General features: G+C 68.5%; 20 protein-coding genes. 7 read left to right on the top strand and 13 right to left on the bottom strand.

Features of this window, described 5'->3' with window-relative positions; translation table 11 throughout:
• Positions 1–33: 33 nt before the first annotated feature.
• The gene (hflX, locus tag E6J58_03040; GenBank protein TMB41484.1) at positions 34–1,707 is read left to right on the top strand and encodes a GTPase HflX; all 1,674 of its coding nucleotides are present in this window, start codon (positions 34–36) and stop codon (positions 1,705–1,707) included.
• On the opposite strand, the gene E6J58_03035 is transcribed toward hflX, so the two are convergent.
• The 4 genes from E6J58_03035 to E6J58_03020 form a co-directional block, all read right to left on the bottom strand.
• Positions 1,701–3,092 carry a hypothetical protein gene (locus tag E6J58_03035; GenBank protein ID TMB41483.1) on the bottom strand — a complete coding sequence of 464 codons (1,392 nt, stop codon included), beginning with the start codon at positions 3,090–3,092 and terminating at the stop codon, positions 1,701–1,703. The two genes, hflX and E6J58_03035, sit on opposite strands and share 7 nt — an antisense overlap.
• The gene (locus E6J58_03030; protein ID TMB41482.1) at positions 3,089–3,673 is read right to left on the bottom strand and encodes a hypothetical protein; all 585 of its coding nucleotides are present in this window, start codon (positions 3,671–3,673) and stop codon (positions 3,089–3,091) included. Before E6J58_03030 ends, E6J58_03035 begins: the two co-directional genes overlap by 4 nt.
• Before the next feature lie 61 nt (positions 3,674–3,734).
• Positions 3,735–5,183 (bottom strand): type I glutamate--ammonia ligase, encoded by a 1,449-nt coding sequence (glnA, locus tag E6J58_03025; protein TMB41481.1) that lies wholly within the window; start codon positions 5,181–5,183, stop codon positions 3,735–3,737.
• Between the two features lie 33 nt (positions 5,184–5,216).
• A complete protein-coding gene (locus E6J58_03020; protein ID TMB41480.1) occupies positions 5,217–5,555 on the bottom strand; it encodes a P-II family nitrogen regulator in 339 nt (112 codons plus the stop codon).
• A gap of 92 nt (positions 5,556–5,647) precedes the next feature.
• On the opposite strand from E6J58_03020, the gene E6J58_03015 reads away from it, so the two are divergent.
• Positions 5,648–7,270, top strand: coding sequence for a hypothetical protein (locus tag E6J58_03015; protein ID TMB41479.1), 1,623 nt, complete (start codon positions 5,648–5,650; stop codon positions 7,268–7,270).
• Between the two features lie 1,216 nt (positions 7,271–8,486).
• Here E6J58_03015 and E6J58_03010 read toward each other — a convergent pair.
• From E6J58_03010 to E6J58_02990, 5 genes are read right to left on the bottom strand one after another with little or no spacing between them, the layout of a single operon-like run.
• The gene (locus E6J58_03010) at positions 8,487–9,215 is read right to left on the bottom strand and encodes a creatininase family protein (protein ID TMB41478.1); all 729 of its coding nucleotides are present in this window, start codon (positions 9,213–9,215) and stop codon (positions 8,487–8,489) included.
• 20 nt (positions 9,216–9,235) lie between these two features.
• Positions 9,236–10,093, bottom strand: a complete 858-nt coding sequence (locus tag E6J58_03005) for a zinc ABC transporter substrate-binding protein (GenBank protein TMB41477.1) — start codon at positions 10,091–10,093, stop codon at positions 9,236–9,238.
• A 30-nt stretch (positions 10,094–10,123) separates the two neighbouring features.
• Complete coding sequence (locus E6J58_03000) at positions 10,124–11,449, bottom strand: hypothetical protein (GenBank protein ID TMB41476.1); 1,326 nt, start codon at positions 11,447–11,449, stop codon at positions 10,124–10,126.
• 6 nt (positions 11,450–11,455) lie between these two features.
• The gene (locus E6J58_02995) at positions 11,456–12,331 is read right to left on the bottom strand and encodes a metal ABC transporter permease (GenBank protein ID TMB41475.1); all 876 of its coding nucleotides are present in this window, start codon (positions 12,329–12,331) and stop codon (positions 11,456–11,458) included.
• On the bottom strand, positions 12,328–13,278 hold the full coding sequence (locus E6J58_02990; GenBank protein TMB41474.1) for an ATP-binding cassette domain-containing protein: 951 nt from the start codon (positions 13,276–13,278) through the stop codon (positions 12,328–12,330). The genes E6J58_02995 and E6J58_02990 overlap by 4 nt, the downstream gene beginning before the upstream one ends.
• On the opposite strand from E6J58_02990, the gene sfsA reads away from it, so the two are divergent.
• Both sfsA and E6J58_02980 read left to right on the top strand, forming a co-directional pair.
• Positions 13,141–13,860, top strand: a complete 720-nt coding sequence (gene sfsA, locus E6J58_02985; GenBank protein TMB41473.1) for a DNA/RNA nuclease SfsA — start codon at positions 13,141–13,143, stop codon at positions 13,858–13,860. The two genes, E6J58_02990 and sfsA, sit on opposite strands and share 138 nt — an antisense overlap.
• Positions 13,861–13,870: 10 nt before the next feature.
• On the top strand, positions 13,871–14,557 hold the full coding sequence (locus tag E6J58_02980; GenBank protein ID TMB41472.1) for a TIGR02266 family protein: 687 nt from the start codon (positions 13,871–13,873) through the stop codon (positions 14,555–14,557).
• 21 nt (positions 14,558–14,578) lie between these two features.
• Here E6J58_02980 and E6J58_02975 read toward each other — a convergent pair whose 3' ends face one another.
• A complete protein-coding gene (locus tag E6J58_02975) occupies positions 14,579–15,298 on the bottom strand; it encodes a GMP synthase (GenBank protein TMB41471.1) in 720 nt (239 codons plus the stop codon).
• 64 nt (positions 15,299–15,362) lie between these two features.
• Between E6J58_02975 and E6J58_02970 the strand changes: the two genes are divergently transcribed.
• The 3 genes from E6J58_02970 to E6J58_02960 are packed head-to-tail and all read left to right on the top strand — an operon-like array spanning position 15,363 to position 18,735.
• Positions 15,363–16,718, top strand: a complete 1,356-nt coding sequence (locus E6J58_02970) for a glutamine synthetase (protein ID TMB41470.1) — start codon at positions 15,363–15,365, stop codon at positions 16,716–16,718.
• A 10-nt stretch (positions 16,719–16,728) separates the two neighbouring features.
• A complete protein-coding gene (locus E6J58_02965; protein ID TMB41469.1) occupies positions 16,729–17,877 on the top strand; it encodes an iron-containing alcohol dehydrogenase in 1,149 nt (382 codons plus the stop codon).
• A 12-nt stretch (positions 17,878–17,889) separates the two neighbouring features.
• Positions 17,890–18,735: a tetratricopeptide repeat protein gene (locus tag E6J58_02960; GenBank protein ID TMB41468.1), complete on the top strand. Its 846-nt coding sequence runs from the start codon at positions 17,890–17,892 to the stop codon at positions 18,733–18,735.
• A gap of 3 nt (positions 18,736–18,738) precedes the next feature.
• On the opposite strand, the gene E6J58_02955 is transcribed toward E6J58_02960, so the two are convergent.
• From E6J58_02955 to E6J58_02945, 3 genes are read right to left on the bottom strand one after another with little or no spacing between them, the layout of a single operon-like run.
• Positions 18,739–19,059, bottom strand: a complete 321-nt coding sequence (locus E6J58_02955) for a (2Fe-2S) ferredoxin domain-containing protein (GenBank protein ID TMB41467.1) — start codon at positions 19,057–19,059, stop codon at positions 18,739–18,741.
• Positions 19,059–19,655, bottom strand: a complete 597-nt coding sequence (locus E6J58_02950; protein TMB41466.1) for a hypothetical protein — start codon at positions 19,653–19,655, stop codon at positions 19,059–19,061. The genes E6J58_02955 and E6J58_02950 overlap by 1 nt, the downstream gene beginning before the upstream one ends.
• 3 nt (positions 19,656–19,658) lie before the next feature.
• Complete coding sequence (locus E6J58_02945) at positions 19,659–21,080, bottom strand: response regulator (GenBank protein TMB41465.1); 1,422 nt, start codon at positions 21,078–21,080, stop codon at positions 19,659–19,661.
• Positions 21,081–21,713 lie beyond the last annotated feature (633 nt).

Genomic DNA, 21,713 nt, shown 5'->3' with positions numbered 1-21,713 from the left:
CAAAGGCTCGCGCGTGTTACATACGAGGCTCCAGTGAAGGACGCTCTTTTCGGAAACACAGCCGGACTCAAGGCCAGCCACAGCAAGCGCCTGCTCGCCACCCGCCGCCGGCGGGTCCAGCAGCGCGAGCTTGTTTCCCCCGAACTGGCCCGCCATCTCACCGAATTGTCGAGAGAAATCGGCAGACAGCTCGGCGTGCTCATCAACCGCCGGGGTGAGGTGGAGCATGTGATCGTGGGAGACGCGCGCCAGCTCGTGCTGCCGGACATCGGCCGCGCCCGCGCCGGCCATGCGCGCCTCCGTGGCCTGCGCCTGGTGCACACGCACCTCAAGGACGAGCCGCTTACCCGGGACGACCTGACGGACCTCGTGCTGCTGCGGCTGGACGCCGTCGCGGCCATCGTCGCCAGCGAGGACGGCCTCCCGGGCAAGATCTACGTCGCGACGCTGATGCCGTGGAACACGTCGGGCGACCTGTACAACCTGGCCGAGGCTCCCAGCCTCTACGAGCTGGAGTTCGACGCGCAGGGGCAGATCGCAGCGCTGGAGCAGGAGATGGCTCGCGTCGCTCCGGTCCGCGCCGTCGGCGTCGCCGGGCGCGCCATTCTCGTCGGCGTCCATACCGGCGATCGGACGGCGGCGGAGGCTTCGCTGCAAGAGCTCCAGGAGCTGGCGCGCACCGCGGACGTGCAGGTGCTCGACGTGATCCTGCAGGCGCGCCGCGAGATCGATCCCCGCACGCTGATCGGCGAAGGCAAGCTGCAGGAGATCCTGGTGCGCTCGATGGCGCTCGGAGCCGACCTGCTCGTGTTCGATCGGAATCTGACTCCCTCGCAGGCGCGCCACATCGGCGAGGCCACCTCGCTGCGCATTCTCGATCGGACGCAGCTCATCCTCGACATCTTCGCGCAGCGAGCGCAAAGCGCCGACGGCAAGTTGCAGGTGGAACTGGCGCAGCTCAAGTACCTGCTGCCGCGGCTGGTCGGAAGGGACGACTCGCTCTCGCGCCTCGCCGGTGGAATCGGGGGTCGCGGACCCGGCGAGACGAAGCTGGAGATCGATCGTCGCAGGGTACGCGAGCGGATCTCCGCGCTGGAATCGCGCATCGACCGTCTCTCCGGAGACCGCGCGACGCGGCGCCGCCAGCGCAACCGTACCGGGGTCCCGGTGATCTCCATCGTCGGCTATACCAACGCGGGAAAGAGCACGCTGCTCAATGCGCTCACCGATTCGGCGGTCCTCGCCGAAAACAAGCTCTTCGCCACTCTGGATCCGACCTCGCGGAGGTTGCGCTTTCCCCGCGACCGCGAGGTGATCATCACCGACACGGTCGGGTTCATCCGCGATCTCCCGAAGGATCTGGTGGCGGCGTTCCGCGCCACGCTGGAAGAGCTGGAGGACGCCGACCTCCTGCTCCACGTCGTCGACGCCAGCGATCCCCGCCATGACGAGCAGGCGCAGGCCGTCGAGCGCGTTCTCTCCACCCTCGACGTCGCCGCCACGCCCAGGCTGCTCGTCTACAACAAGGCGGACCGCGCTCCCGAGGCTGCCGCGACGCTGGCGCTGCGGGACGACGGAGTCGCGGTGTCGTCGACGAAGCGCCGCGGGTTTGGGGAGCTTCTCGAACGCTGCGAGGACATCCTCTGGAAACGAGGCAAGGTGCTCGCTCCTGGCCGCGAACCGGAGTTTGCCCGGCCCCGTTACTGAAGCCGTAGCAGCCTTCCCGAGCAGAGCGGATCTCCGCCGGATCCCGGCGCGGGCTCGCCGTAGCGGAGCTGCTCGCCGACGAAGCGGAACGTGGCTTTCGGAAGCCGTGCGAGCGCGGCGTCGGTCTCGTCGAAGAGGCTGACGTGTCGATGCGGCCGGGTCACGGCGCGGCCGGCGAGCGCGGGAATCCATTGCGTGGCGTCACCGTAGGCGCCGTCGATCACCGCGGATGGCGGCGTTTCGTGCGCGACACACCGGATCGCGGCGACGTCCGCGGCGGTCGCGATTGGTTCGGCCCGCTGGTACCAGCGCCAATGCCCCGGAAGCGCCGCCAGCAGCGCGAGTGGCGCCAGCAGCGGAATCCGGCCTGCTCCGGCGTGCGCCCACAACGGCGTGACGGCAACCAGCAGGAGCGGAGCGAAGCGCACAGGGTACAGGCCCGCCTGCGGAAGGAGCGCGAACAACGCGACCAGTCCGAGAAGCGCCGCAGCGGAAGCCGCGACGAGGCGGAACCGTCGCTTCCACAGCAGGAATGCCGCGGCCACCGCCGTGGCGATGTTCGCCGGATCGCCCAGAACGCCGCTCCCAACGCGCTCGTGCTGGACCGCGTAATCGCGGAGCCAGGCGGTCTCGCGCGGGGAGAGCTGCGGCCCCCAGATCGCCAGCGCTGCCAGCACTGCCGCCAACGCCACGCCGCCCGCCACCGCCAGGGCCGGGGTTCGCCAGCGGAGCGCCAGCAGCAACGCGCCGGCGCACGCTCCCATCGGATGCGTCGCTGCCGCTCCGCCGAGGCAGAGCGCAGCGTATCGAGCATTGTCCTGTGCGGCGCCGAACAGGGCGAGACCGATGGCCATCGCCGTCGGGTTCCCACCCCAGTCGAAGAAGATCTGCGGTGTCCGGGAGAGCAGCACCGCAACGGCCGCCACCGTCCGGGCGGCGGGCGCGCGCAACGGTCCCTGGAGTACGGCGGAGAGGCCGGCCCAGAAGACGAGATACGACGCGGCGGCGGCGAGCAGACCGGCGCGCGCGAGTCCAAGCGGCGACAGCAGCGCAACGACCGCGGAGAACCCGCGCGGATACGCACCGGCCTGGACGCCCGGCCACGCCGGCGAGAGCGCGCCGTGGACGAGGCCCCGCGCGATCGCCACGTGCATCGCCATGTCGGCGCCCGGGGCAACGGCCAGAGTGACCACCGGAACCGCGAATGCTCCGACCGCGAGCGACCAGAGCGAGAAGCCCATCTGCCGCTGCCCGTATCGCGCCCCGATCGCGGCGCCGAGAAGGCCGCCGACGACCGCGAGGGTCACGCCCGCGGTGCCTGGAAGCGTCGCCACGGCCGCGCCGGCGATCGCTCCGAGCAGGATGGCGCTGGTGCCGCCGCTCAAGCGCCCCTGATCAACGGCAGCACGCGGTCGCGCAACTCGTCGATCGCGTCGAAGAGAGCCTCGCGCACCTTGTCGATGGCCTGCACGCAGGGGGCGGACTGCGCGTGGCCGGTGACGGTGCCGATCCAGACCGTGTCTCCGGAGCGCGCAAGCGTCGCGTCCAGGACGACGACCGCGGAGCCGTTCCCACTGTTGAAGACGCTCGCCTGCGGCTGGTCGAGCGGCGGCGCGTCCGGGCCTACCGGTTGGACCGGACTCGCCGGCGGACGATCCGTCCGCCGCGGCCGCGTGTTCTCCTCGCCGAGGGTCGCCTCCCGCAGGGCGACGGTCAGGACCCACGGCGCGCGATCGGAGTTGCTCGTCTCGGCGCCGGCGTCGCTGAACGAAGCGACGAGCGCCTTGTATGCGCGCTGCGGGAGGTCCTGCGAGATCTGTCCACATCCGATGCCCGGAGTCGGGCGGGCGTCGGCGGGCACCGGCACGCCCAGCTTCACTCCGCGGAGCGCGCGCGGGTCGGCGGTACGCCGCGTGTGCGCGGGGGTACAGGCGGCGATCAGCAGCAGGAGGATGACCCGGTTCATCGAAAGCAAAGCCCCCGGGAGCAATACTCCCGGGGGCCTCGAAGTCAAAGTCCGGGGTCCGTCAGATATCGAAGTAGAGCGCGAACTCCATCGGCGTCGGCCGCAGCCGCACCGGGTTCAGCTCCTTCTCCACCTTGGTGTCGATCCACGCCTCGATCACGTCGGAGGTGAACACGTCGCCCTTGAGGAGGAACTCGTGGTCCCTCTTCAGCTCCCCGAGCGCCTCCTCCAGGGATCCCGGCATCTTCGGAACGTCCTTCAGCTCCTCCGGAGAGAGCCCGTAGATGTCCTTGTCCAGCGGGTCGCCCGGGTCGATGCGGTTCTCGATGCCGTCGAGGCCAGCCATGAGCATGGCGGCGAACGCCAGGTACGGGTTGCAGCTCGGGTCCGGGGAGCGGAACTCGATGCGCTTGGCTTTGGGGCTCGGTGAGTACATGGGGATGCGGATGGCCGCGCTGCGGTTGCGGGAGCTGTAGGCCAGATTCACCGGCGCCTCGAACCCTGGGACCAGCCGCTTGTACGAGTTGGTGGTCGGGTTGCAGAACGCCGCCAGAGCGCGGGCGTGCTTGAGGACGCCACCGATGTAGTGAAGAGCCAGATCGGAGATGCCGGCATAGCCTTCGCCGGCGAAGAGCGGCTTGCTGCCCTTCCAGATCGACTGGTGGGTATGCATGCCGGAGCCGTTGTCGCCGAAGAGCGGCTTGGGCATGCACGTCACGGTCTTGCCGTTGCGGAGCGCGACGTTCTTGATCACGTACTTGTACCACATGAGCTTGTCGGCGGTGCGCACCAGCGAGTCGTAGCGGATGTCGATCTCCGCCTGGCCGGCAGTGGCCACCTCGTGGTGCTGGCGTTCGATCTGGATCCCGCACTGCTCCATCACCCGGCACATCTCGGTGCGGATGTCCTGCAGCGAGTCGATGGGCGCGACGGGAAAGTAACCTTCCTTGTAGCGCGGCTTGTAGCCCAGGTTGGGACGCTCGACGACCCTGGTGCCGTCCCAGTGTGTCTCGCGCGCGTGACCGGTCTCCCACTGGCCCTCGCGAGACTCGATCTTGTAGTGGGCGTGGTTCACGCTGTTGTCATACGAGACGCCGTCGAAGATGAAGAACTCGATCTCCGGCCCGAAGTAGGCGACGTCGCCGACGCCCGACTGCTTCAGGTAGCGCTCGGCTTTCTGCGCGATGAACCGGGGATCGCGCGCGTAAGGCTCCTTGGTGATGGGGTCGACGATGTTGCAGATCAGGGAAAGGGTGGCGTCCTTCATGAACGGGTCGATCTGCCCGGTCTCCGGATCCGGCACCACCAGCATGTCGCTGGCGTGGATGGGCATCCAGCCGCGGATCGACGATCCGTCGAATCCAAGTCCTTCGTCGAAGACCGCTTCGCTCAGCTCCGAAATCGGGATGGTGAAGTGCTGCCAGAGGCCGAGGAAGTCCATGAACTTCAGATCGACCATCACGGCCTGCTTGTCTTTCGCGAACCCGATGACGTCCTTGCCCTTCGGCATTTGTGCTGCCCCTGTCTGTGAAAATTGCGTTGATTACAGCGCCGGCTCGCCGCGCTCGCCGGTACGGATCCGGACCACTTCGTCCACCGTGGAGACGAAGATCTTTCCGTCCCCGATGCGCCCGGTCTTCGCGGCGCGCTCGATCGCCTCCAAAGCCTTTGCCACCATCTCGTCCGCCAGAACGATCTCGATCTTCACTTTTGGCAGGAAGTCGACGACGTACTCCGCGCCGCGATAGAGCTCGGTGTGTCCTTTCTGACGGCCGAACCCCTTCACCTCGGTGACCGTGAGGCCGAGGACGCCCACGTCCGCGAGCGCCTCCTTCACCTCGTCGAGCTTGAAGGGCTTGATGATGGCCTCGATCTTCTTCATCGCCGGCGGCTCCTGGGAAGGGCGCAAGATACTTGCGAAGGCCAGCGGATGGGAAGCCGATTCGCAGGAAGATCGCTGCTACAGTGCCCAGCGTGGGATACGCCGAAGAGCGCCTCGACCTGATCGCGCGACTTTGCAAGTCCGCGCAGGGCCGGACCCTTTCGGACATGCTGCGGCTCGACGCCCGGACGCTGCGGTTCCATCTCGGGACCTCCCTCGCCGACCTGCGCGTCCCCGTGCACGTGGACGAAAGCGTGCGCGCTGTCCTGCGCTCCGCCGTGCGCGACCTCTTCTTCCTCCTCGCGCTCCGCCACCGCTCTACCCTCCGGGAGAGCGAATACGACAGCCTCATCCTGCTCGACGGATTCGATCCCCGCGCCGCGCGGCAGACCTCGTTCAATGCCCCCTCGAGCGCGAAGGCGGAGAACGTCCGCAATGCTTTTCTCGAGGCGCCCGAGCTTCATCCGGCGCTGGACTGTGGCCTGGTGGCGAGCTGGCTCACCTCGGGAAGGCCGGGCCGCGCGCTTGCCGGAACGCTCAATGCGCTGCTGCGGCGGACGCAAGCGGAGACCGCGGGGAGGGAGCCGCTCGAGCCCACCTCGTACGTGGCGCTGCTCGCGCTGCGGGCCTTGTCGCAGGAGGCGCTCGCGGCCCTGCGGCAGTTTCCCATCAGCGGCCCCACAGGACGCGCGCTCCATGGCGGCGTGGCTGCCGGGCTTCGGCTTGCGTTCCGACTCGCGGTCCGCGAGGGAGGCGCGCTCGAGGGCCCCTTCGCTTCGGCGTGCGAGGCCACGACGGGGGTGCTGCCTTGGCTCGGAGGCATCCGTAGCGTGTGGGGCAGCGGGTTTGGCGGCTATGGCGTTTTCTTCGCGGAGGCGCCAGCCAGGATCGACCACCACGTGCACAAGGTGATCCAGGGTGGGACAGCGGAGTCGGTCGCCGCCGACGTCGCCGCCGAGCTGGTGGGCTCGAAGGAGGCGATGCGGAAGGCGTCGCGTCAGGTCGCGCTCGGCCGGCTTCGCTCGGACCTGCTGGCGGTCGTGCGGATGGCCGAGGTCGGCCGAGCGCCGCCGTTCTCGGTGGAAGGCCTCTCGCCCGCGCAACTCTACGGCGGCCCCGGCGCGCTGGAGCGCGTCCTGGCGACGCCGGCGGCGCGCAAGGAGCTCTACGAGAAGTCTCGCGCCGTGGCGAAGGCGGCCACGAGCGATGCGGCCGCCGACGCCATCGAGGCGCTCGGCACCGTGGCGAAGGAATGGAAGGACGAGGACGGCGGTGGCGCCATTCCGCAGGAACACACGATCCGCGCCTGGGCGACGGCCGTCGCCGCGTTGGCCGCCGATGCTGCGCTGGAGGCTGCAGAGCGTCGACGGGATCGAGACGGAGTACGAGCACGGCCGCTTGTATTTCGTGGGGGTCGAGGAGCGGCCGCTCTTGCGGACTCGCGCCAAGGCGCCGCAGATGGGGCATCTCTTCTGCGACGTGAAGGACTTCACCCGGCGCACCGTATTCCTCAAGGAAGCGGTGGTCGCGGACTTCCTCTCGCGCGAGTTCTACGGGCCCATTCTCACCGCCGCGGCCCGCCATGCGCAGGGAGCCGCCCATCTCGCGGACAAGGGCGGGATCTACCTGAACAACCTGCTCGGCGACGCGGTGAGCTTCTCCGGCGACATCGTCGCCCTGCTCGAGCTGGCGGAGGACATCCGCAGCGCCCTTAGCAGTTACGCCCGCAGGCTGGACAGCGAGAATTCGCGCGAGACGGTGGCGAAGGCCATCGCGGCCGTGGAGGAGACATTCAAGCAGCGGCGCCAGCAGCTCGGCCAGGCCGTCAAGTCGGCGCAGGATGGCCAGCGCAAGGGCGTCGTCGACCAGGCCTCTGGGGAAGACCCCGCAGTCCGGCTGAGGGCATTGCACGCCGAGATGGGTCGCCTCGAGGACGAGCGCGAGGGCGAGATCGCTCTCGCGAAGGGCGAGGAGCTGGAAGCGGGCATCTTCATCTCCTACGGCGCCGCCCCCGAAGTCGCGACCTTCGAGGACCACATTTTCGGTCACATCAAGGTTTCGATTGCGGAGAAGATCAACGAGAGCGCCCGCGGTACGGCCCGCAACGCCGGGGTCCGCGCGCGCACGGAGGCGATCCTCGCCTCGGAACGCACCCGGGTCGGCCGTCCGGCGCTCACCTGTCCCCTCCACGTCTCCGTCTCACAACAGCTCTCGGTTCCGATGCCCGCGGACGCGTCGGGCGCGATCCGACGGGCGCTCAGCCAGGGCGACCTGGACGGTGCCTCGACGCTGCTCACCGGCGTGGCCCGGGATTTCCTCGGCCGCCTCAACTGGCAGGAGATGCACGACGACCGTGGAGACATTTACAACGGCGGCGCCGCCCTCTCGGAGGATGCGCTCGAGGCGTACGTGACGGCCTGCGGCGAGGACTCCATGTTCGTGCGCCGGGATGTGCAGGTCTGGGAGCTTGCTCCTCCGCTGCGGGAGAAGTTCGTCTTTCCGTCCGGCACGCTGCGCCTGGTGATGGCCGTCTCTCCCGCCTCGCATTCGCTGCAGCGCCTGTTCGTCTTCGTGGGGCGGGCACTGTTCCGCGGATTCGAGAAGCAGGGTGGCTTCGGAGTCTACGAGATGGTCTCGCGGGACAACGCACTGTTCGGCCTGCTCGCGCAGCACCATCTGCCGCGCTGGATCGAGGAGCACGAGGCCGCGACGTGGGCGGAGGCCGACGACGGCACGCCGGTCCTCCTCAGGCGAGTGACATGACCGAAGCTCCGGAGAAGAAGGTCGTCGAGCATCACCCGCCGCCGCCGGACGAGCCACCGCCTCCCACGTTCCGGCAGGCCCTCGTGGGCTACGGCTCGATCCTGGTGGCGCTGGTGGCGCTTGGCGTGCTGATCGGAGTGCTGATGAAGGTGCTCCGGTGAGCCGACTTCAGGGGTCTTCGACCAACCTGCGGTGGACTTCGACGAGCGCGCGGGAAGCGGCGGCGAAGATGCGATCGCCCGCGGTGCCGCTGGAGAGCCCGGGATCGCTGCCGACGCGCCCGTCGGGATAGCGCTGGCGGAAATCGTCGGCGCTCCACGCCACCGGCTGCGCGACCGGCTCGAATCGCTCCATCGCGGGAACGTCGACCACCGCCCGGGGATAGAACCGGCGCACGACCGAGAGCTCGCCGGGGGTGGCGTGGTGACCCTCGCGGGCGCCGAACATCTCCAGCACGACGCTGCGCACTTCCGGAAGCTCCCACCATTGCACCGAGAGGCAGCGCACGCCCGGGAGACCGGCGTGGACTTGCGCGCAGGCGAGGTCGAGCACCGCCTTTCCCGCGTGATGGCCGTTCACGATCAGGAAGCGGCGGAACCCTTGCTGTGCGAGGCTCTCGATCGCTTCGGTGACCAGAGCGAGGACGGTCGCTGGCTTGAGCGAGATCGTGCCCGGAAACGCACCGTGGACCTGCGAGACGCCGAAGGGAATGACCGGAGCGACCATCGCCCGCCGTTCCTCGCCGAGATCGTTGGCGAGCTCTTCCGCGACGATGGAGTCGGTGCCGAGCGGGCCGGAAGGGCCGTGCTGCTCGGTGCTGCCGAAGGGGACGACGACGTCCGTCCTCCGCTCCAGGTACTCCTGCACATCGTGCCAGAGGGCGAGCTTGAGCAGCACGGCGCGAGTTTACTGCAATCCTACACTGACGAGGAAAGTGCCTTGAGCACGGTCTCGACCAGCGTGAACCAGTCCTTGACCTGCGGTGTCGCCCCTACGTCCGTGGGAAGATCGAGCATCTTCGCGCCCGCCTTCTGGGCTACGAGCGAAGCGACGCTCTTGTTGTAGAAGTCCTCGACCAGGAGGAGCTGCGCGCGATCCTGCTTCATCACCGCGATCAAGCGCGCCAGGTGCTGCGGATCGGGGGGAATTCCCGGTTTGGGCTCGACGTACCCGATCTCCTCGAGCCCCAGCCACTGCGACATGTAGGTCCAGCTCTTGTGATACGTCGCGACCTTGGTCCCGTTCATCCGGGCGACCATCGGCGCCCATTGCTTCAGCTTCGCGTCGACGCGGGCGTTGAACGCTGCGAGGTTCTTCTCGTAGTCCGCCCGGTTCTCCGGATCGAGCTGCTCGAGGCGCTGCGCGATCTCACGCGCGATGATCTTCGCGTTCCCGGGCGGCAGCCAGTAATGCGGATTCCCCTGGGGATGGATGTCGCCCATCGAGCGGTCAACCTTGGTGGTGGGAATGTCCAGCACGGGGATCGCCCGGGAGCAATCGAGGTTGCCGAGCTCACCCGGCTGGATCTTCGGGTTGCGCGAGCCGAGCACCAGCGGCGGCAGCCAGCCGATCTCCAGCTCGAGCCCAACGTGCAACAGTAGATCGGCGCGGTTGAGCACCAGCATGAGGTTGGGCTTGGGCTCGACGAAGTGCGGGTCCTGGTAGCCCTTGCCCAACGACTCCACCTCGACGTGGTTCCCGCCGACCTCTTTCGCAAGCGATCCCAGCGTCGGGATCGACGAGACGACATGCAGCGCAGCGAGGAATGCGACCATGGGATTTCGACCTCCGCGAACGCGCGGAATTCAATAGGAGTGAGCGCCGTGCGCTCCGATGGAGAACTCGAGCTGCAGATACGCTGCGGGCGCCCACTGCGGCATTGCCTGTGGAAGAAATGCGGAGGAAGGAGCCGTCGCGTGCTCCGCCTCGAGGTATCCGCGCACGCGCGAGAACTCGCTGCCCTGGAACGTCAGCGACAGGCCGACGCGCTCGGCGCGGGCGAGGACGGAGCTGGACGGAACGCCGACGACGTCGCCGCGGACGCCGACGAACCAGCGCCGCGCGAACTGGGCGACGATCTGCGCGTAGGCGCCTCCGTCCCATTCGTCCTCCAGGCCGTCGCCCGAGCCGAAGTGGCGGACGATCGCTTCGGCCTGGAAGGCGAGCGACTCGTATCCCCGGGCGACGTTGATCGGCTTCCACTTCAAATACACGTCGGCACCGTAGAGCTGCGCCTCGCGGCCGACGCCGGTGGTGCCGGCATCGCCGAGGGAGACGCCTGGCGACTTGCCCGAGGCGAAGTTCAGCCCGGAATACACCGACCAGCTTTCCCCGAGCGGAAAGAACGCCTTCGCCTCCGCGGCGAGCGTGGGACGGGTACTGCGGTCGGCTCCGAAGCTCGCCACCGGCTGCGGAAGCGCGCCCGTCTGATCCGCGGCATCTCCGCCGAGCGAAAACGCTTCTCCATACAACGTGAGAAAGAACGGCAACGGAGCCAGCCAGCTGAGCTGGACGCCCGGCCCGCGCATGCCATCCGCGCCGAGGAACGCCGCGTTGATCAGCGGCCGCCGGGTGAAGTCCTGCACGTGCAAGTGCTGCCCGTTCTGGCGTCCGAAGGCAGACCGGAAGCTGCCGCCCTTGATTTGCAGGTTCCAGGGGAGGCTCGTGCTGGTGGCGAACGCTTCCTCGACCTCGATCCCTTCGAGGTTGGGGATGGTCAGGTAGACCTCCCCCTTCAAGTACGGGTCGACGATCGCCGAGAACGCCAGCTCCACTTCCTGGGCGGTGAATCCGACCGCATGCCGGGTTCCTTCGGCGTGCAGGTCGGTATCGTCGCCGCTGAGCAACTGGGGAGCGCGCCGCTGCCACCCGAAATCCGCATCGAGGATGGCGCTCATGTCCGGATTCAAAGACTGGGCGCCGCGGAATAGCGTCTGCGGCGCGCCTCCGGTGGAAGACGTCACGGCGGGGGCCGGCGCCGGCGGTCCTTTCTGACCCTGCTGCGCCGCCGCACTGGTGTCCGCCTGGATCGCCTTTTCCAGTTCCTTTTCCAGATCCTGGGGAACGCCCGCATCAGCCTGCTGCGCGGTGGCGGGCGCCGCGAGCGCGAGCAACAGCAGAGCGATTCTCATGCGCCCTCAGACGGAGCTACGGCGAAGGATCTTCACCAGGCCAGGCAGGAGAAACAGCGAGGCGACGACGACCATGGTCGCACCCGTAGGTAACTGCTCGACCCAACTCACATAATAGCCGACCGCCGCGGAGACGACGCCGAACAGGACCGAGAGTGCGATGGTCAACCGCATGCGATCGGTCAACATCAGCGCCGCGGCGGCGGGAAGGACGCTGAAGGCGAACACGGGCAGCGCTCCCACGGCCCGCGTCGCGACCGAGATGACCACCGCGGTGGCGAGATTGAGGAGCAGCTCGTAGCGGAAGACGCCGATGCCCTGCACCATCGCTGTCTCCGGGTCATAGCTGACGAAGAGCAGCTCCTTGAAGAGGATGGCGTGGACGACGACGGCCGCCAGCGCCGCGGAAAAGAGCGCCTCGATCTGCTTTCGCGGCACGGTCACCGCGTTGCCGAAGAGAATGTCCCCCACCGCATGCGCTTCCTGCGCGATGCGGGGGCTGTTCAGGATGGCCAGCACCAGGGCGCTGGAGATGATGTAGCCAAGACCGACGATGGTCTCCGTCGCCAGCTTGCGGTGCCCCGGGCGCAGGGAGAAGAGCGCTGCCGCCAGACAGGCGAAGACCAGCGAGAACCAGGTCGGCTCGAGCAGCAAGGGAATGGTGGCGTGCGCGTGCGGATCGATGCCGAGGACCGCGCCGAGCCAGAAGGCGAACGCGACCCCCACGCCGGAGATCTCGCTCAGGGCCGCGGAGACGAACACCATCCGCTTGAGCACCACGAAGACGCCGATGTACCCGAGCACGGCGCCCGCGAGGACGCCGGCGATCATCGGCTCGCGCCAGAGGTCGCGGCCGGCCCAGAAGTCCGCGAAGCCGCTCACCGGGGCGCTCCGTTGCCGATGACGATCGCGGTGGCGTCTCCCACCTTGGCGACGCGCACCTCGCGGCCGTAGAGCCGGCCGAGCTTGTCGGGATCGATCATCCGTTCCACCGGGCCGACCTCGAACAGGCCGCGCTCGCGATCGACCAGCGCCACCTCGGTGGCGAAGCCGGGGATGGCGGTGAGCTGGTGCGTCACCAGCACGACGCTCAGGTTGTGCGCTTTTTTCAGCCGCGCCACCAGGTCGAGCAGGATCCTCTCCGCGGCAGGATCCATTGCGCTGGTTGGCTCGTCGAGGACGAGAAGCTCGGGCTCGGCCGCGATGGCGCGGGCGATCAAGACCTTTTGATGCTGGCCTCCGGAGAGCGCATACAGTGGGCGGTCGGCGAGGTCGCCGACGCCGATCTCGTGCAGGGCAGCGCGCGCCTCGCGGCGGTCGCGTTCCCTGTACCGTTTCGCCGGTCCGACCAGCCGCGCGCGGCCCATCAGCACCACGTCGAGAACGGTGAGCGGCCAGCTCATGTCGAGGCGGTCGCGCTGCGGAACGTATCCCACGCGCGGCGACCGTCCGTGCGGCAGTATCCGCCTGCCGCCGAGCAGTGGAAGAAGCCCGAGCAGCGACTTGAGCAGCGCCGTCTTCCCCGCGCCATTGGGACCGAGGACGCCCAGCGTCGTTCCCGCCCGGACCGCGAGATCGAGCGGCGGCAGCAGCGGGGTGCGGTACCCGATCACCGCGCGTTCGAGGCGGATCAGTTCCAAGGAGCGTCTCGCTACCAAAGCGGTGGCGCCGTGTCCACGTCGTGGTGATCGATGTCGCCGCCGATTATCCAGAGGCCCGTGTTGATTCCGCACCGCTGGCCCGGGGCCGCCCGTACGGCCTTCCTCGTCGAACGTCCGAACCGCTTCCTGGCGGTTTGCAAGCTGGGGCGGCGAACAGTTGAGGCGCATGTGCCGGACCGGGGTCGCTGCCTCGATCTTCTGATGCCGGGGCGCGAGGTGGCGCTGGTGGCGGCCGCCGGACCGCTGCGGAGAACGAAGTACACCGCGCTGCTCGCGCGATCTGGCTCCGGCGCCTGGGTGTCCCTCGATCCCGGGGGCGCGCCGCGGCTCGTGGCCGCCGCTCTGGAAGCGAGGATCCTGCCTTGGGGCCTGCGCGTCTCGCGTCGCGAGATCGCCGTCCGTTCCAGCCGGATCGATCTGCTGCTCGAGCCGGGCGATGTCCTCTGCGAGGTGAAGTCCGTCGGCGCCGCGCGCGATGGAGTCGCTTTGTTCCCTGACGCGCCGACGGTGCGCGGATTGCGACATCTGGCGCTGCTCTCCCATCTTGCCCGACGCGGACGCCGTTGTGCGGTCGTGCTCTGTGCACAGCGTGGGGACGTGCGCGCAGTGGCGACCGACGACGACATCGATCCGGCGTTCGCGCGCGCGCTGCGGCGGGCCGCGGCGGCGGGTGTACGAATCGGTGCGATCCGGTGCGCGGCGCATCTGGACGGAATGGAGCTGCACTGTGAGATTCCCGTGTTACTGTGATCATCCGGTCATGTCTTCTACCGTCAAACTCGTCGTCCCGGTGAGGTTCTCCGGAGGAGGCCTCTCCCTGCAGACCACCACCGCCCGCGTCGGAGCCGAGGGCATCTTCGTGCGTTCCCTCCTCTGTCCGAAGGAAGGGTCGCAAGTCACGCTGAGGCTGTCGCTGCCGGGGTCGGCACGGCCGCTCGATGCGACCGGCACCGTCGCACCCCCTCGGGACGAATCCGGGAAGGAGGCCGGGTTCTGGGTGGTGTTCAACGAGCTGTCGGATGACGCGCGCGCGTTCCTCGACGTCATCCTGCGCAGCCGCGGGGTTGCCGGACCGGGCCGGCCGCCGCGCAAGGAGCAAACGGTCCGTGACGGTGATCGCCGTGCCTGTTTTCGGATGCCCGCGCACCTTCGGGTCAGCTGGAAGTCGGCGCGCGAGTTTCTCGAGGCGTACTCGGCGAACATCAGCCGGGGCGGGATCTTCATCGCCACCGACAACCCTCCACCCCTGCGCGAGATCGTCGAGCTTTCCCTCGCGCTCCCCGACGGGTTGCCCCCGGTGAAGACGCGAGCCGAGGTCGTCCACCTGGTGCTGACGGCGGAGGCGCGTCGACGCGGCGTGCGCGCGGGCGCCGGACTGCAGTTCCTCGACTCGGGCGACGAGTTCCGCGCCCGGCTCGACGCCTGCGTCAAAGCGCTTCGCGATTAGCACGCCGGGCGGAATGCGCGCCTAAGCCCTCTCGGCCTGTCCGGCGAATGCGCGGAGGATGGCGCTGGCGTCGACTTCCCGCACCTGTCCTGCAAGAGCGCCGGCGTCGAGGCCTTCGGCGGCGAGCTTTTCGCGGCGCGAGAGGATCAAGTCGCGCATCGCAGCGGCCCAGAGCTCGGGATGGAATTGCACGGCCGCGATCGTTTCGGAGAGCCGGTAGGCCTGCCCCGCGGTGTTCTCGTTCGACGCCAGCACCGTCGCTCCGGGTGGTAGCGGATCGACCGCGTCGACATGCGTCGCCTGCACCTCGATCTCCGCGCCAGAAGCCCAGGCGAAGAGAACGTCCTTGCGTCCTGGTTCGGTCAGCTGGACGCGGACAGTGCCGATCTCGCGGCCGCGGGGATTCTCGACGACGTCTCCGCCCGCCGCGCGCGCGAGAAGCTGGTGACCGAAGCAGACGCCGAGGACCGGGATCCCGCGCGCACCGGCGCGCAAGAGATCGTCGCCGAGCCGCAGCATCCAGGGCGCTTTCTCCGTCACGCTGAGAGGAGAGCCGCTGACGATGATCCCGCGCGGGCGTACGCGATCGAGCGCCGGCCCAAGCTGCTCTCCTTCATGCGCACGCGTGACCGGCATCTCGAATCCAAGGGTGCGCTCGAACCAGCGCGGGTAGTCGCCGTGCAGCTGCGTCGACCCGGTCTGGACGATGAGAAGTCGCGGACTGGACAGGCCCTTCTGCATGCTCGCCACAATCTAACCCGGCCGGCCTTGACGCGCAGCGCCGCAACCTCCACGCTCGTCTGCCATGGACACGCCCAAATCGCGGAAAGCACAGCTGGAGCGGCTGCGCGAGGAGTTCCGCAATCACGGCATTCGCAAGGTGAAGCTCGGCGGATTCGACGTGGACGGGGTGCTGCGCGGCAAGTACGTGTCCCTGGACAAGTTCTGGAGCGTCGCGGAGGGCGGGCTCGGGTTCTGCGACGTGATCTTCGGGTGGGATAGCGGGGATCAGCTGTACGACAACGCCGCCGTGACCGGATGGCACAGCGGGTACCCCGATACGCACGCGACCGTCGATCTCTCCACGTACCGGCGCATTCCCTGGGAAGAGGGGACCGGGGCGTTCCTGCTCGACTTCGACGTTCCCGTCTCTCCCCGCGGCCTGCTGCAGAAGGTCGAGCAGAAGGCGCGCGCGATGGGCTTCACGGTGAAGTGCGCCTCCGAGTACGAGTTCTTCCTCTTCAAGGAAACGCCGGAGTCGGTGCGCGCCAAGGGCTATCGCGACCTGACGCCGCTTTCGCCGGGCATGTTTGGCTACTCCTGGCTGCGCGCCTCGGAGAATGCCCCGCTGGTGCACGATCTGCAGGACAAGCTCGCTGCTTTCGACATCGAGCTGGAGGCCTTCCACACCGAGACCGGCCCGGGCGTGTACGAGGCGGCGCTCCGCTACGACGCCCTGCTGCGCGCGGCGGACAAGGCGGCGCTGTTCAAGACCGCCGCCAAGGAGATCTGCGCGCGGCATGGCGTGATGCCGTGTTTCATGGCCAAGTGGAACAAGGAGCTGCCGGGGTGCAGCGGGCATCTGCACCAGTCGTTGTGGACACTCTCCGGGGAGCCGGCGTTCCATGACCCTCGTGCGCCCCAGGCGATGAGCAAGGCGATGCAGCACTTCGTCGCCGGACAGATCGCGCTGATGCCCGCCTTCACCGCGCTGATTGCCCCGACGATCAACTCGTACAAGCGGATGGTCCGAGGTGCCTGGTCGCCGACGATGGCGACCTGGGGCGTGGAGAACCGCACCACGGCGCTGCGGGTGATCGGCGGCTCGCCGCAATCGACGCGCGTCGAGTACCGGTTTGCAGCGGCGGACATGAACCCCTACATCGCGATGGCCGCGTCGATCGCGAGCGGCCTGTACGGCATCGAGCACGAGCTTCCCCTGCCGCCGGAGACGAAGGGCAACGGCTACGAGGCGAACGGCGAGCCTCTGCCCGCCTCGCTGCGCGAAGCCACGGCCCGGCTTTCGGAATCGAAGCAGGCACGTGAGTTGTTGGGCGAGACGTTCGTCGACCATTACGTCCGGACGCGGGAATGGGAGTGCCGGCAGTTCGAAAGCGCCGTGACGAAGTGGGAGCTGGAGCGGTATTTCGAGATCATCTGAGAGGGCGCACATGGCCAGCGTGATGAGCTTCCCCACCCGCATCGTCTACGGCAAGGGCGCGATCCAGGAGCTGCCCAACGAGCTGAAGCGCGCCGGCGCCTCGCGGCCGCTGCTGGTCACCGACAAGGGCATCCTTCAGGCGGGACTGCTGCGCTTCGTCACGCCCTTGCTCGAGCAAGTCGGTATCAAGACGCGGTTGTTCACCGAGTTCGAGGCGAACCCGACCGACCAGGACGCACTGCGAGGAATCGAGGCGTATCGCGCCGCCGGTGCCGACAGCGTCCTCGGAATAGGCGGCGGCGCGTCTCTCGACATGGCCAAAGCCGTCGCTCTGCTGGTCAACCATGAGCCGCCGCTCGCGCAGTACGACGACGCCAAAGGCGGTGACTCGAAGATCACCGCGCGGGTGCCTCCCATCGTCCAGGTACCGACCACGGCGGGCACCGGCAGCGAGGTGGGCCGCAGCACGGTGCTCGTGATCGACGGGACCAAGACGGTGATCTTCTCGCCGCATCTGATGGCGAAGACGGCCATCCTCGATCCGGAGCTGACGGTGGGCTTGCCGCCGTTCATCACCGCCGCGACGGGAATGGACGCGCTCACGCACAACCTGGAGGCGTACGTCGCGAAGGGCGATCATCCTCTCGCCGACGCCATCGCCATCGATGGTCTGCGGCGGATCGGCGCGCACCTCAAGCGCGCCGTGCAGAACGGCAAGGACCTCGAAGCCCGCGAGCAGATGCTGCTCGGCAGCGCCTTCGGCGCCATCGCTTTCCAGAAGGGGCTCGGCGCCTGCCACTCGGTTGCGCACGCCCTGACGCCCGTTGCCGGTACGCATCACGGCCTCGCGAACTCGTTGATGCTTCCAGCCGTCACGAACTTCAACCGGGTCGCCGTCGAAGAGAGGCTGGCCAACGCCGCCGTCGCGCTCGGGGCCGACCCGAAGCTGTCCCAGCAGGAACGTGCTCACCTCTGCGTCGAGTTGATCGACAATCTGCGCAGCGCCTGCGGCCTCCCGCGCCGCCTGTCGCAGGCGGGGGTCCGGCGGGAGATGATTCCGCAGATCGTGCAGAAAGCGCTGGCGGATGCCTGCCATCTCTCCAATCCGCGGCCGGTGACGCAGGTCGACTTCGAGCGGCTGATCGACGAGGCGTTCTGAACGCGTGATACGATGGCGGTTCCGATGGACGCAGCAGACGCATCCCGCCGGCTCCTGCGGCGCTACATCGCCCAGGAGTCCATCGACCTGGTCCGGGCCGCTCTGGCGGTCGCGCGCGAGGAGTACCCGGACCTCGACGAAGGGAAATATCTGCGCTTGCTGGATCGCCTGGCCGAAGGCGTCCAGACGGGACTGCCGGCGGGAGCCACGCCGGAGCGCCGCGTCGGCCGGATCAACACGCACCTCTTCCACGAGCTGGGCTTCTGCGGCAATCACAACGACTACTACGATCCGCGCAACAGCTTCCTCAACGAGGTGCTCGATCGACGCACGGGCATCCCGCTCACGCTCTGCATCGTCTACATCGAGGTGGGGAAGCGCTGCGGGCTGAATGTCGAGGGCGTCGGCTTTCCCGGCCATTTCCTCTGCAAGGTGCGGCTCGCGGAAGGAGAACTCGTCGTCGACCCGTTCCACCGCGGACAGCTTCTCGGCCTCGACGAGCTGAAGCGCCGCCTCGCATCCGCCGTGGGAGATCAGGTGAAGTTCGATCCCCGGCTCCTGCGCGCCGCCAAGCCGCGCGAGATCCTGGTGCGGATGCTGCAGAACCTCCGTTCCGTCTACCAGGGTCGCAACGACTTCCCCCGGGCGCTCTCGGCGGTGGACCGCCTGCTGCTCCTCGCTCCCGACAACGTCCGCGGTCTGCGGGAGCGGGCGCAGTTGTACGAACAGCTCGGCGGCTCGGCAGCAGCCGCGGCGGATTTGGAGAAGGTGCTCTACCTGGATCCGAACGCCTCGGATGCGCTGGTGCTGCGCGCGCGACTCCGCCGCCTCAAGGACGGTTCGCACTTTCTCAACTGATCGTCAGCGCTTGTACAGGCGGAGCCGCTCGACCGGTTCGCCCTGGACCAGGTGCTTGTCGACGATCTCGTCGACGTCGGCCTCCGTGACGTGGCCGTACCAGACTCCTTCCGGATACACGACGACGGAGCAGCCGTTCTCGCAGTTGTCGAGGCAGCCGGCCTTGTTCGCGCGGATCTCTTCGTCGAGCCCGCGGTCGCGCAGCGCCGCCTTGAACTTCTTGAGCACCTGCGGCGACCCCTTCCGCGTGCAGTCGCCCTTTTCGGAGTCCGGCGGCCGTTCGTTGAGACAGATGAACACGTGCTTGCGGAACGGAGGCGGCATCAGTTGTCCTCTTCGCTGAGCGCGCGGCGGAACGACGCCGCGTCGACCAGGGTGTGATCCAGCGCCGCGTCCGCGCGACCCCGGACCGCCGGCGCGAACGACAGCGCCAGGACCAAGGTGCGCGGTGGAACCGGCAGATGCAAGAGGGCCGGCTCGAGCGCCAGGACGGGCGCGCGCGCCGCGGCCGCGCGCGCCAGCTCGTCGGCGTTGGCGCACGCGACGCATGCCGCCATGTGCGTCGAAGTCGCTGCGCGCACCAACCGCGTGAGCAGTTCCTGCGGCACCGCCGATGCGCGGAGCAGGATCGCGTCGGCGCCCGCCGCGCGCGACTCGTAGATGCGAAACTCCTCGGCGAGGACGTCCGCGCGAAGCAGCGGGATCGAGATTGCTCGCGATGCCGCCGCGAAGCGGCCGAGATCGTCTCCCGCGGCGACGGCGAGTGCTGCCGCTTCCGCCTCGTCGAGCGCCCGGGCCGTCTCCTCGAGATCGGCGCGCTGCGCGTCGAGCACGGGAATCCGCTCCAGCGCCTGCCGCTGGCGGTCTATGGCGTGCGCGAAATTCCGGATCGACGGGGTGACGCCGGCGCGCGGGTCCATGGCTCAAAGCAGCCGCAGCAGCCGCTGCCGCATCGCGTCTCTCGTCTGCGGGTCGGGAGCAGTGTGGACGGCGCGCTCCAGCGCTTCCGCCGCCTTGCGCCGAAAGCCCTTCTGCTCGTAGAGGCCGGCGAGGGCGCGCAGGGCCTGGAAGAGATTCGGCCGCAGCTCCACGGCGCGCTCGTAGGCCGTGATGGCGTGGAATAGCTCCCCTTGGTCGTGCATGGCGCGGGCGAGCGCAAAATGCGCGCGCGGCGAGAAAGGCTCCTCCTTGATCGCCTTCTCCAGCACAGCCCGCGCTTCGGCGGGCTTCTTCTGCTCGAGGAGATCGATGCCTTCCTGGTACAGCTTGTCTCCTTTCGCGCTCGAGGCCGCGGAGTTCGCGCCGCCCGAAAGCCGCTCCTCGACCCGCCGGAGCAGCTCGGGAAGGTGGAAGGGTTTCTCCAGGTAATCGTCCGCGCCGAACGTCTCGCGCGCGTCGTGCGCGTAGCGCCAGCCGCGGTAGACCGCGCTGACCAGGATGACGGGGGTGGATCGCGTTCGCACGCTGGCCTTGAGCCGGGCGCAGATCTCGAACCCATGCACGTGGGGGAGCATTGCGTCGAGCAGGATCAAGTCGTACTTCTCGCTGTTCAGCTTCTCCTCGGCCTCGCGCCCGTCGCGCGCCAGCTCGACGACGTACCCGGCGGACTTGAGCGTCCGATCCAGCATGCGGAGGATGTCGAAATCGTCGTCCACCGCGAGGATCCGGGGCGGACCGGCGCGAACCTCGACGGCATCGAGGACCTCCTCGTCCTCGCCGTTCCCCACCTCGAGCTCGACCTCGGGCTCCCGCAGCTCTTCCAGCTCCTCGAGCTCCTCGACGGACTCGAGGGCCGCGTCGGGTGGCGCGGCCCCGGCAGCACCGCGGCGGATCTCCGGCAGGATGACCGCGAACGTCGCCGGCGCCTCGGCGCGGACGCTCGCCCCACGCCAGAACCGTTCGTTCTGGTCCTTGGCGTCATACGCCGCGGCGATCGCCTGGGTGAGAGAGCCCGGCAGCGCCGCATAGGGAGAGACTTCCTGCCCGGTGATGAACCGCAGCTCCTCCAGCACGTCGTAGTTGTCGGCCCCGGCGCTGACGGCGACGTGAAGCCGGCCCCCCTCGATGGAAAGGGGCAGGACGATGTCCGACTCCGCCACCGGTCTCGGCACCGAGTCGAGGATCGAAAGGTCGATCGCCGTCCGGGCCAGATCGACGCCGGGAATCCCGAGCTGCTCCGACATCATCGAGACCAGGTCCGTTTCCGGAACCCCGAGCTCCAGTACCGCATCGAGGAACGCCGACTTCGTGGGCGACTCGCTCTGTGCGCGTTTGAGGAGCGCTCCCGGCAGCGCCTGGCGCTCCGCGAGCAGGCGAGCGATGGGCTCCAGCGATGCCACGAGCATCGATTACCACAGCGCAACCTCGGGTGTGACCTTCCTCACGCCGCGAAGAGGAAATGCTCTCCCTCCCGGTACTTGCGGGCCTCGAGCAGGGCGCAGATCTCCTCGCGGGCCCCTGCCGCGCCGACCGCGCAGAGCATCAGCGCATCTCCGGGTGGAGGCAGATCCGCGGCGCTGCGCACCGGCGTGCCGCGCGCGATCCGCTTGCGCGGGCCGACGTCGTAGAACGCTCGAGGCCGCAGACCGTGCGCTTCGAGCTCGCGCGCGAGCCGCTTCCCCGTCGGGCCGGCGCCCCAGATGTCGAACGGCTTCTGTCGCAGCGGACCGCGGGCGAGGTAGTGCGCGCGCAGTCGGAACATCGCGGATCGGCCGTATGCAGCGGCTGTGCGAGTGAGACGCGCCGGCAAATCCCGCCACTGCAACAGGACCCGCGGCACTTTCGCCAGCTCCCATCCCCGCTCGACCATGCGCAGCAGCAGGTCCCAGTCCTCCGCCCAGCCGTGATCTTCCCAGCCGCCATCCAGCGCTTCGCGGCGGAACGTGGCGCTCGGGTGGACGAGCGGCGCCTCGACGAACCGTCCATTCCTGCATTGCTCCGCGGTCACCGTCTCGTTGAGCCAGCGCTCGAGACGTGCG

This window comes from Deltaproteobacteria bacterium (assembly GCA_005879535.1).
Classification (GTDB): domain Bacteria; phylum Myxococcota; class Myxococcia; order Myxococcales; family 40CM-4-68-19; genus 40CM-4-68-19.
The sequence above is the reverse complement of the archived record's forward strand: the minus strand, read 5'-3'. Positions and strand labels throughout refer to the sequence as shown.

Excerpts from the sequence above, each read along its gene's own strand:
- E6J58_03030 (TMB41482.1), bottom strand. The coding sequence starts at position 3,673 with ATGAACCGGGTCATCCTCCTGCTGCTGATCGCCGCCTGTACCCCCGCG.
- E6J58_02955 (TMB41467.1), bottom strand. The coding sequence starts at position 19,059 with ATGCCGCCTCCGTTCCGCAAGCACGTGTTCATCTGTCTCAACGAACGG.
- E6J58_02945 (TMB41465.1), bottom strand. The coding sequence starts at position 21,080 with ATGCTCGTGGCATCGCTGGAGCCCATCGCTCGCCTGCTCGCGGAGCGC.
- sfsA (TMB41473.1), top strand. The coding sequence starts at position 13,141 with ATGTCGCCGCCGATTATCCAGAGGCCCGTGTTGATTCCGCACCGCTGG.
- glnA (TMB41481.1), bottom strand. The coding sequence starts at position 5,183 with ATGCCGAAGGGCAAGGACGTCATCGGGTTCGCGAAAGACAAGCAGGCC.
- E6J58_02960 (TMB41468.1), top strand. The coding sequence starts at position 17,890 with ATGGCGGTTCCGATGGACGCAGCAGACGCATCCCGCCGGCTCCTGCGG.
- E6J58_03020 (TMB41480.1), bottom strand. The coding sequence starts at position 5,555 with ATGAAGAAGATCGAGGCCATCATCAAGCCCTTCAAGCTCGACGAGGTG.
- E6J58_02990 (TMB41474.1), bottom strand. The coding sequence starts at position 13,278 with ATGCGCCTCAACTGTTCGCCGCCCCAGCTTGCAAACCGCCAGGAAGCG.
- E6J58_03000 (TMB41476.1), bottom strand. The coding sequence starts at position 11,449 with ATGAGAATCGCTCTGCTGTTGCTCGCGCTCGCGGCGCCCGCCACCGCG.
- E6J58_02975 (TMB41471.1), bottom strand. The coding sequence starts at position 15,298 with ATGCAGAAGGGCCTGTCCAGTCCGCGACTTCTCATCGTCCAGACCGGG.
- E6J58_02970 (TMB41470.1), top strand. The coding sequence starts at position 15,363 with ATGGACACGCCCAAATCGCGGAAAGCACAGCTGGAGCGGCTGCGCGAG.
- E6J58_03005 (TMB41477.1), bottom strand. The coding sequence starts at position 10,093 with ATGGTCGCATTCCTCGCTGCGCTGCATGTCGTCTCGTCGATCCCGACG.
- E6J58_02950 (TMB41466.1), bottom strand. The coding sequence starts at position 19,655 with ATGGACCCGCGCGCCGGCGTCACCCCGTCGATCCGGAATTTCGCGCAC.
- E6J58_02965 (TMB41469.1), top strand. The coding sequence starts at position 16,729 with ATGGCCAGCGTGATGAGCTTCCCCACCCGCATCGTCTACGGCAAGGGC.
- E6J58_02980 (TMB41472.1), top strand. The coding sequence starts at position 13,871 with ATGTCTTCTACCGTCAAACTCGTCGTCCCGGTGAGGTTCTCCGGAGGA.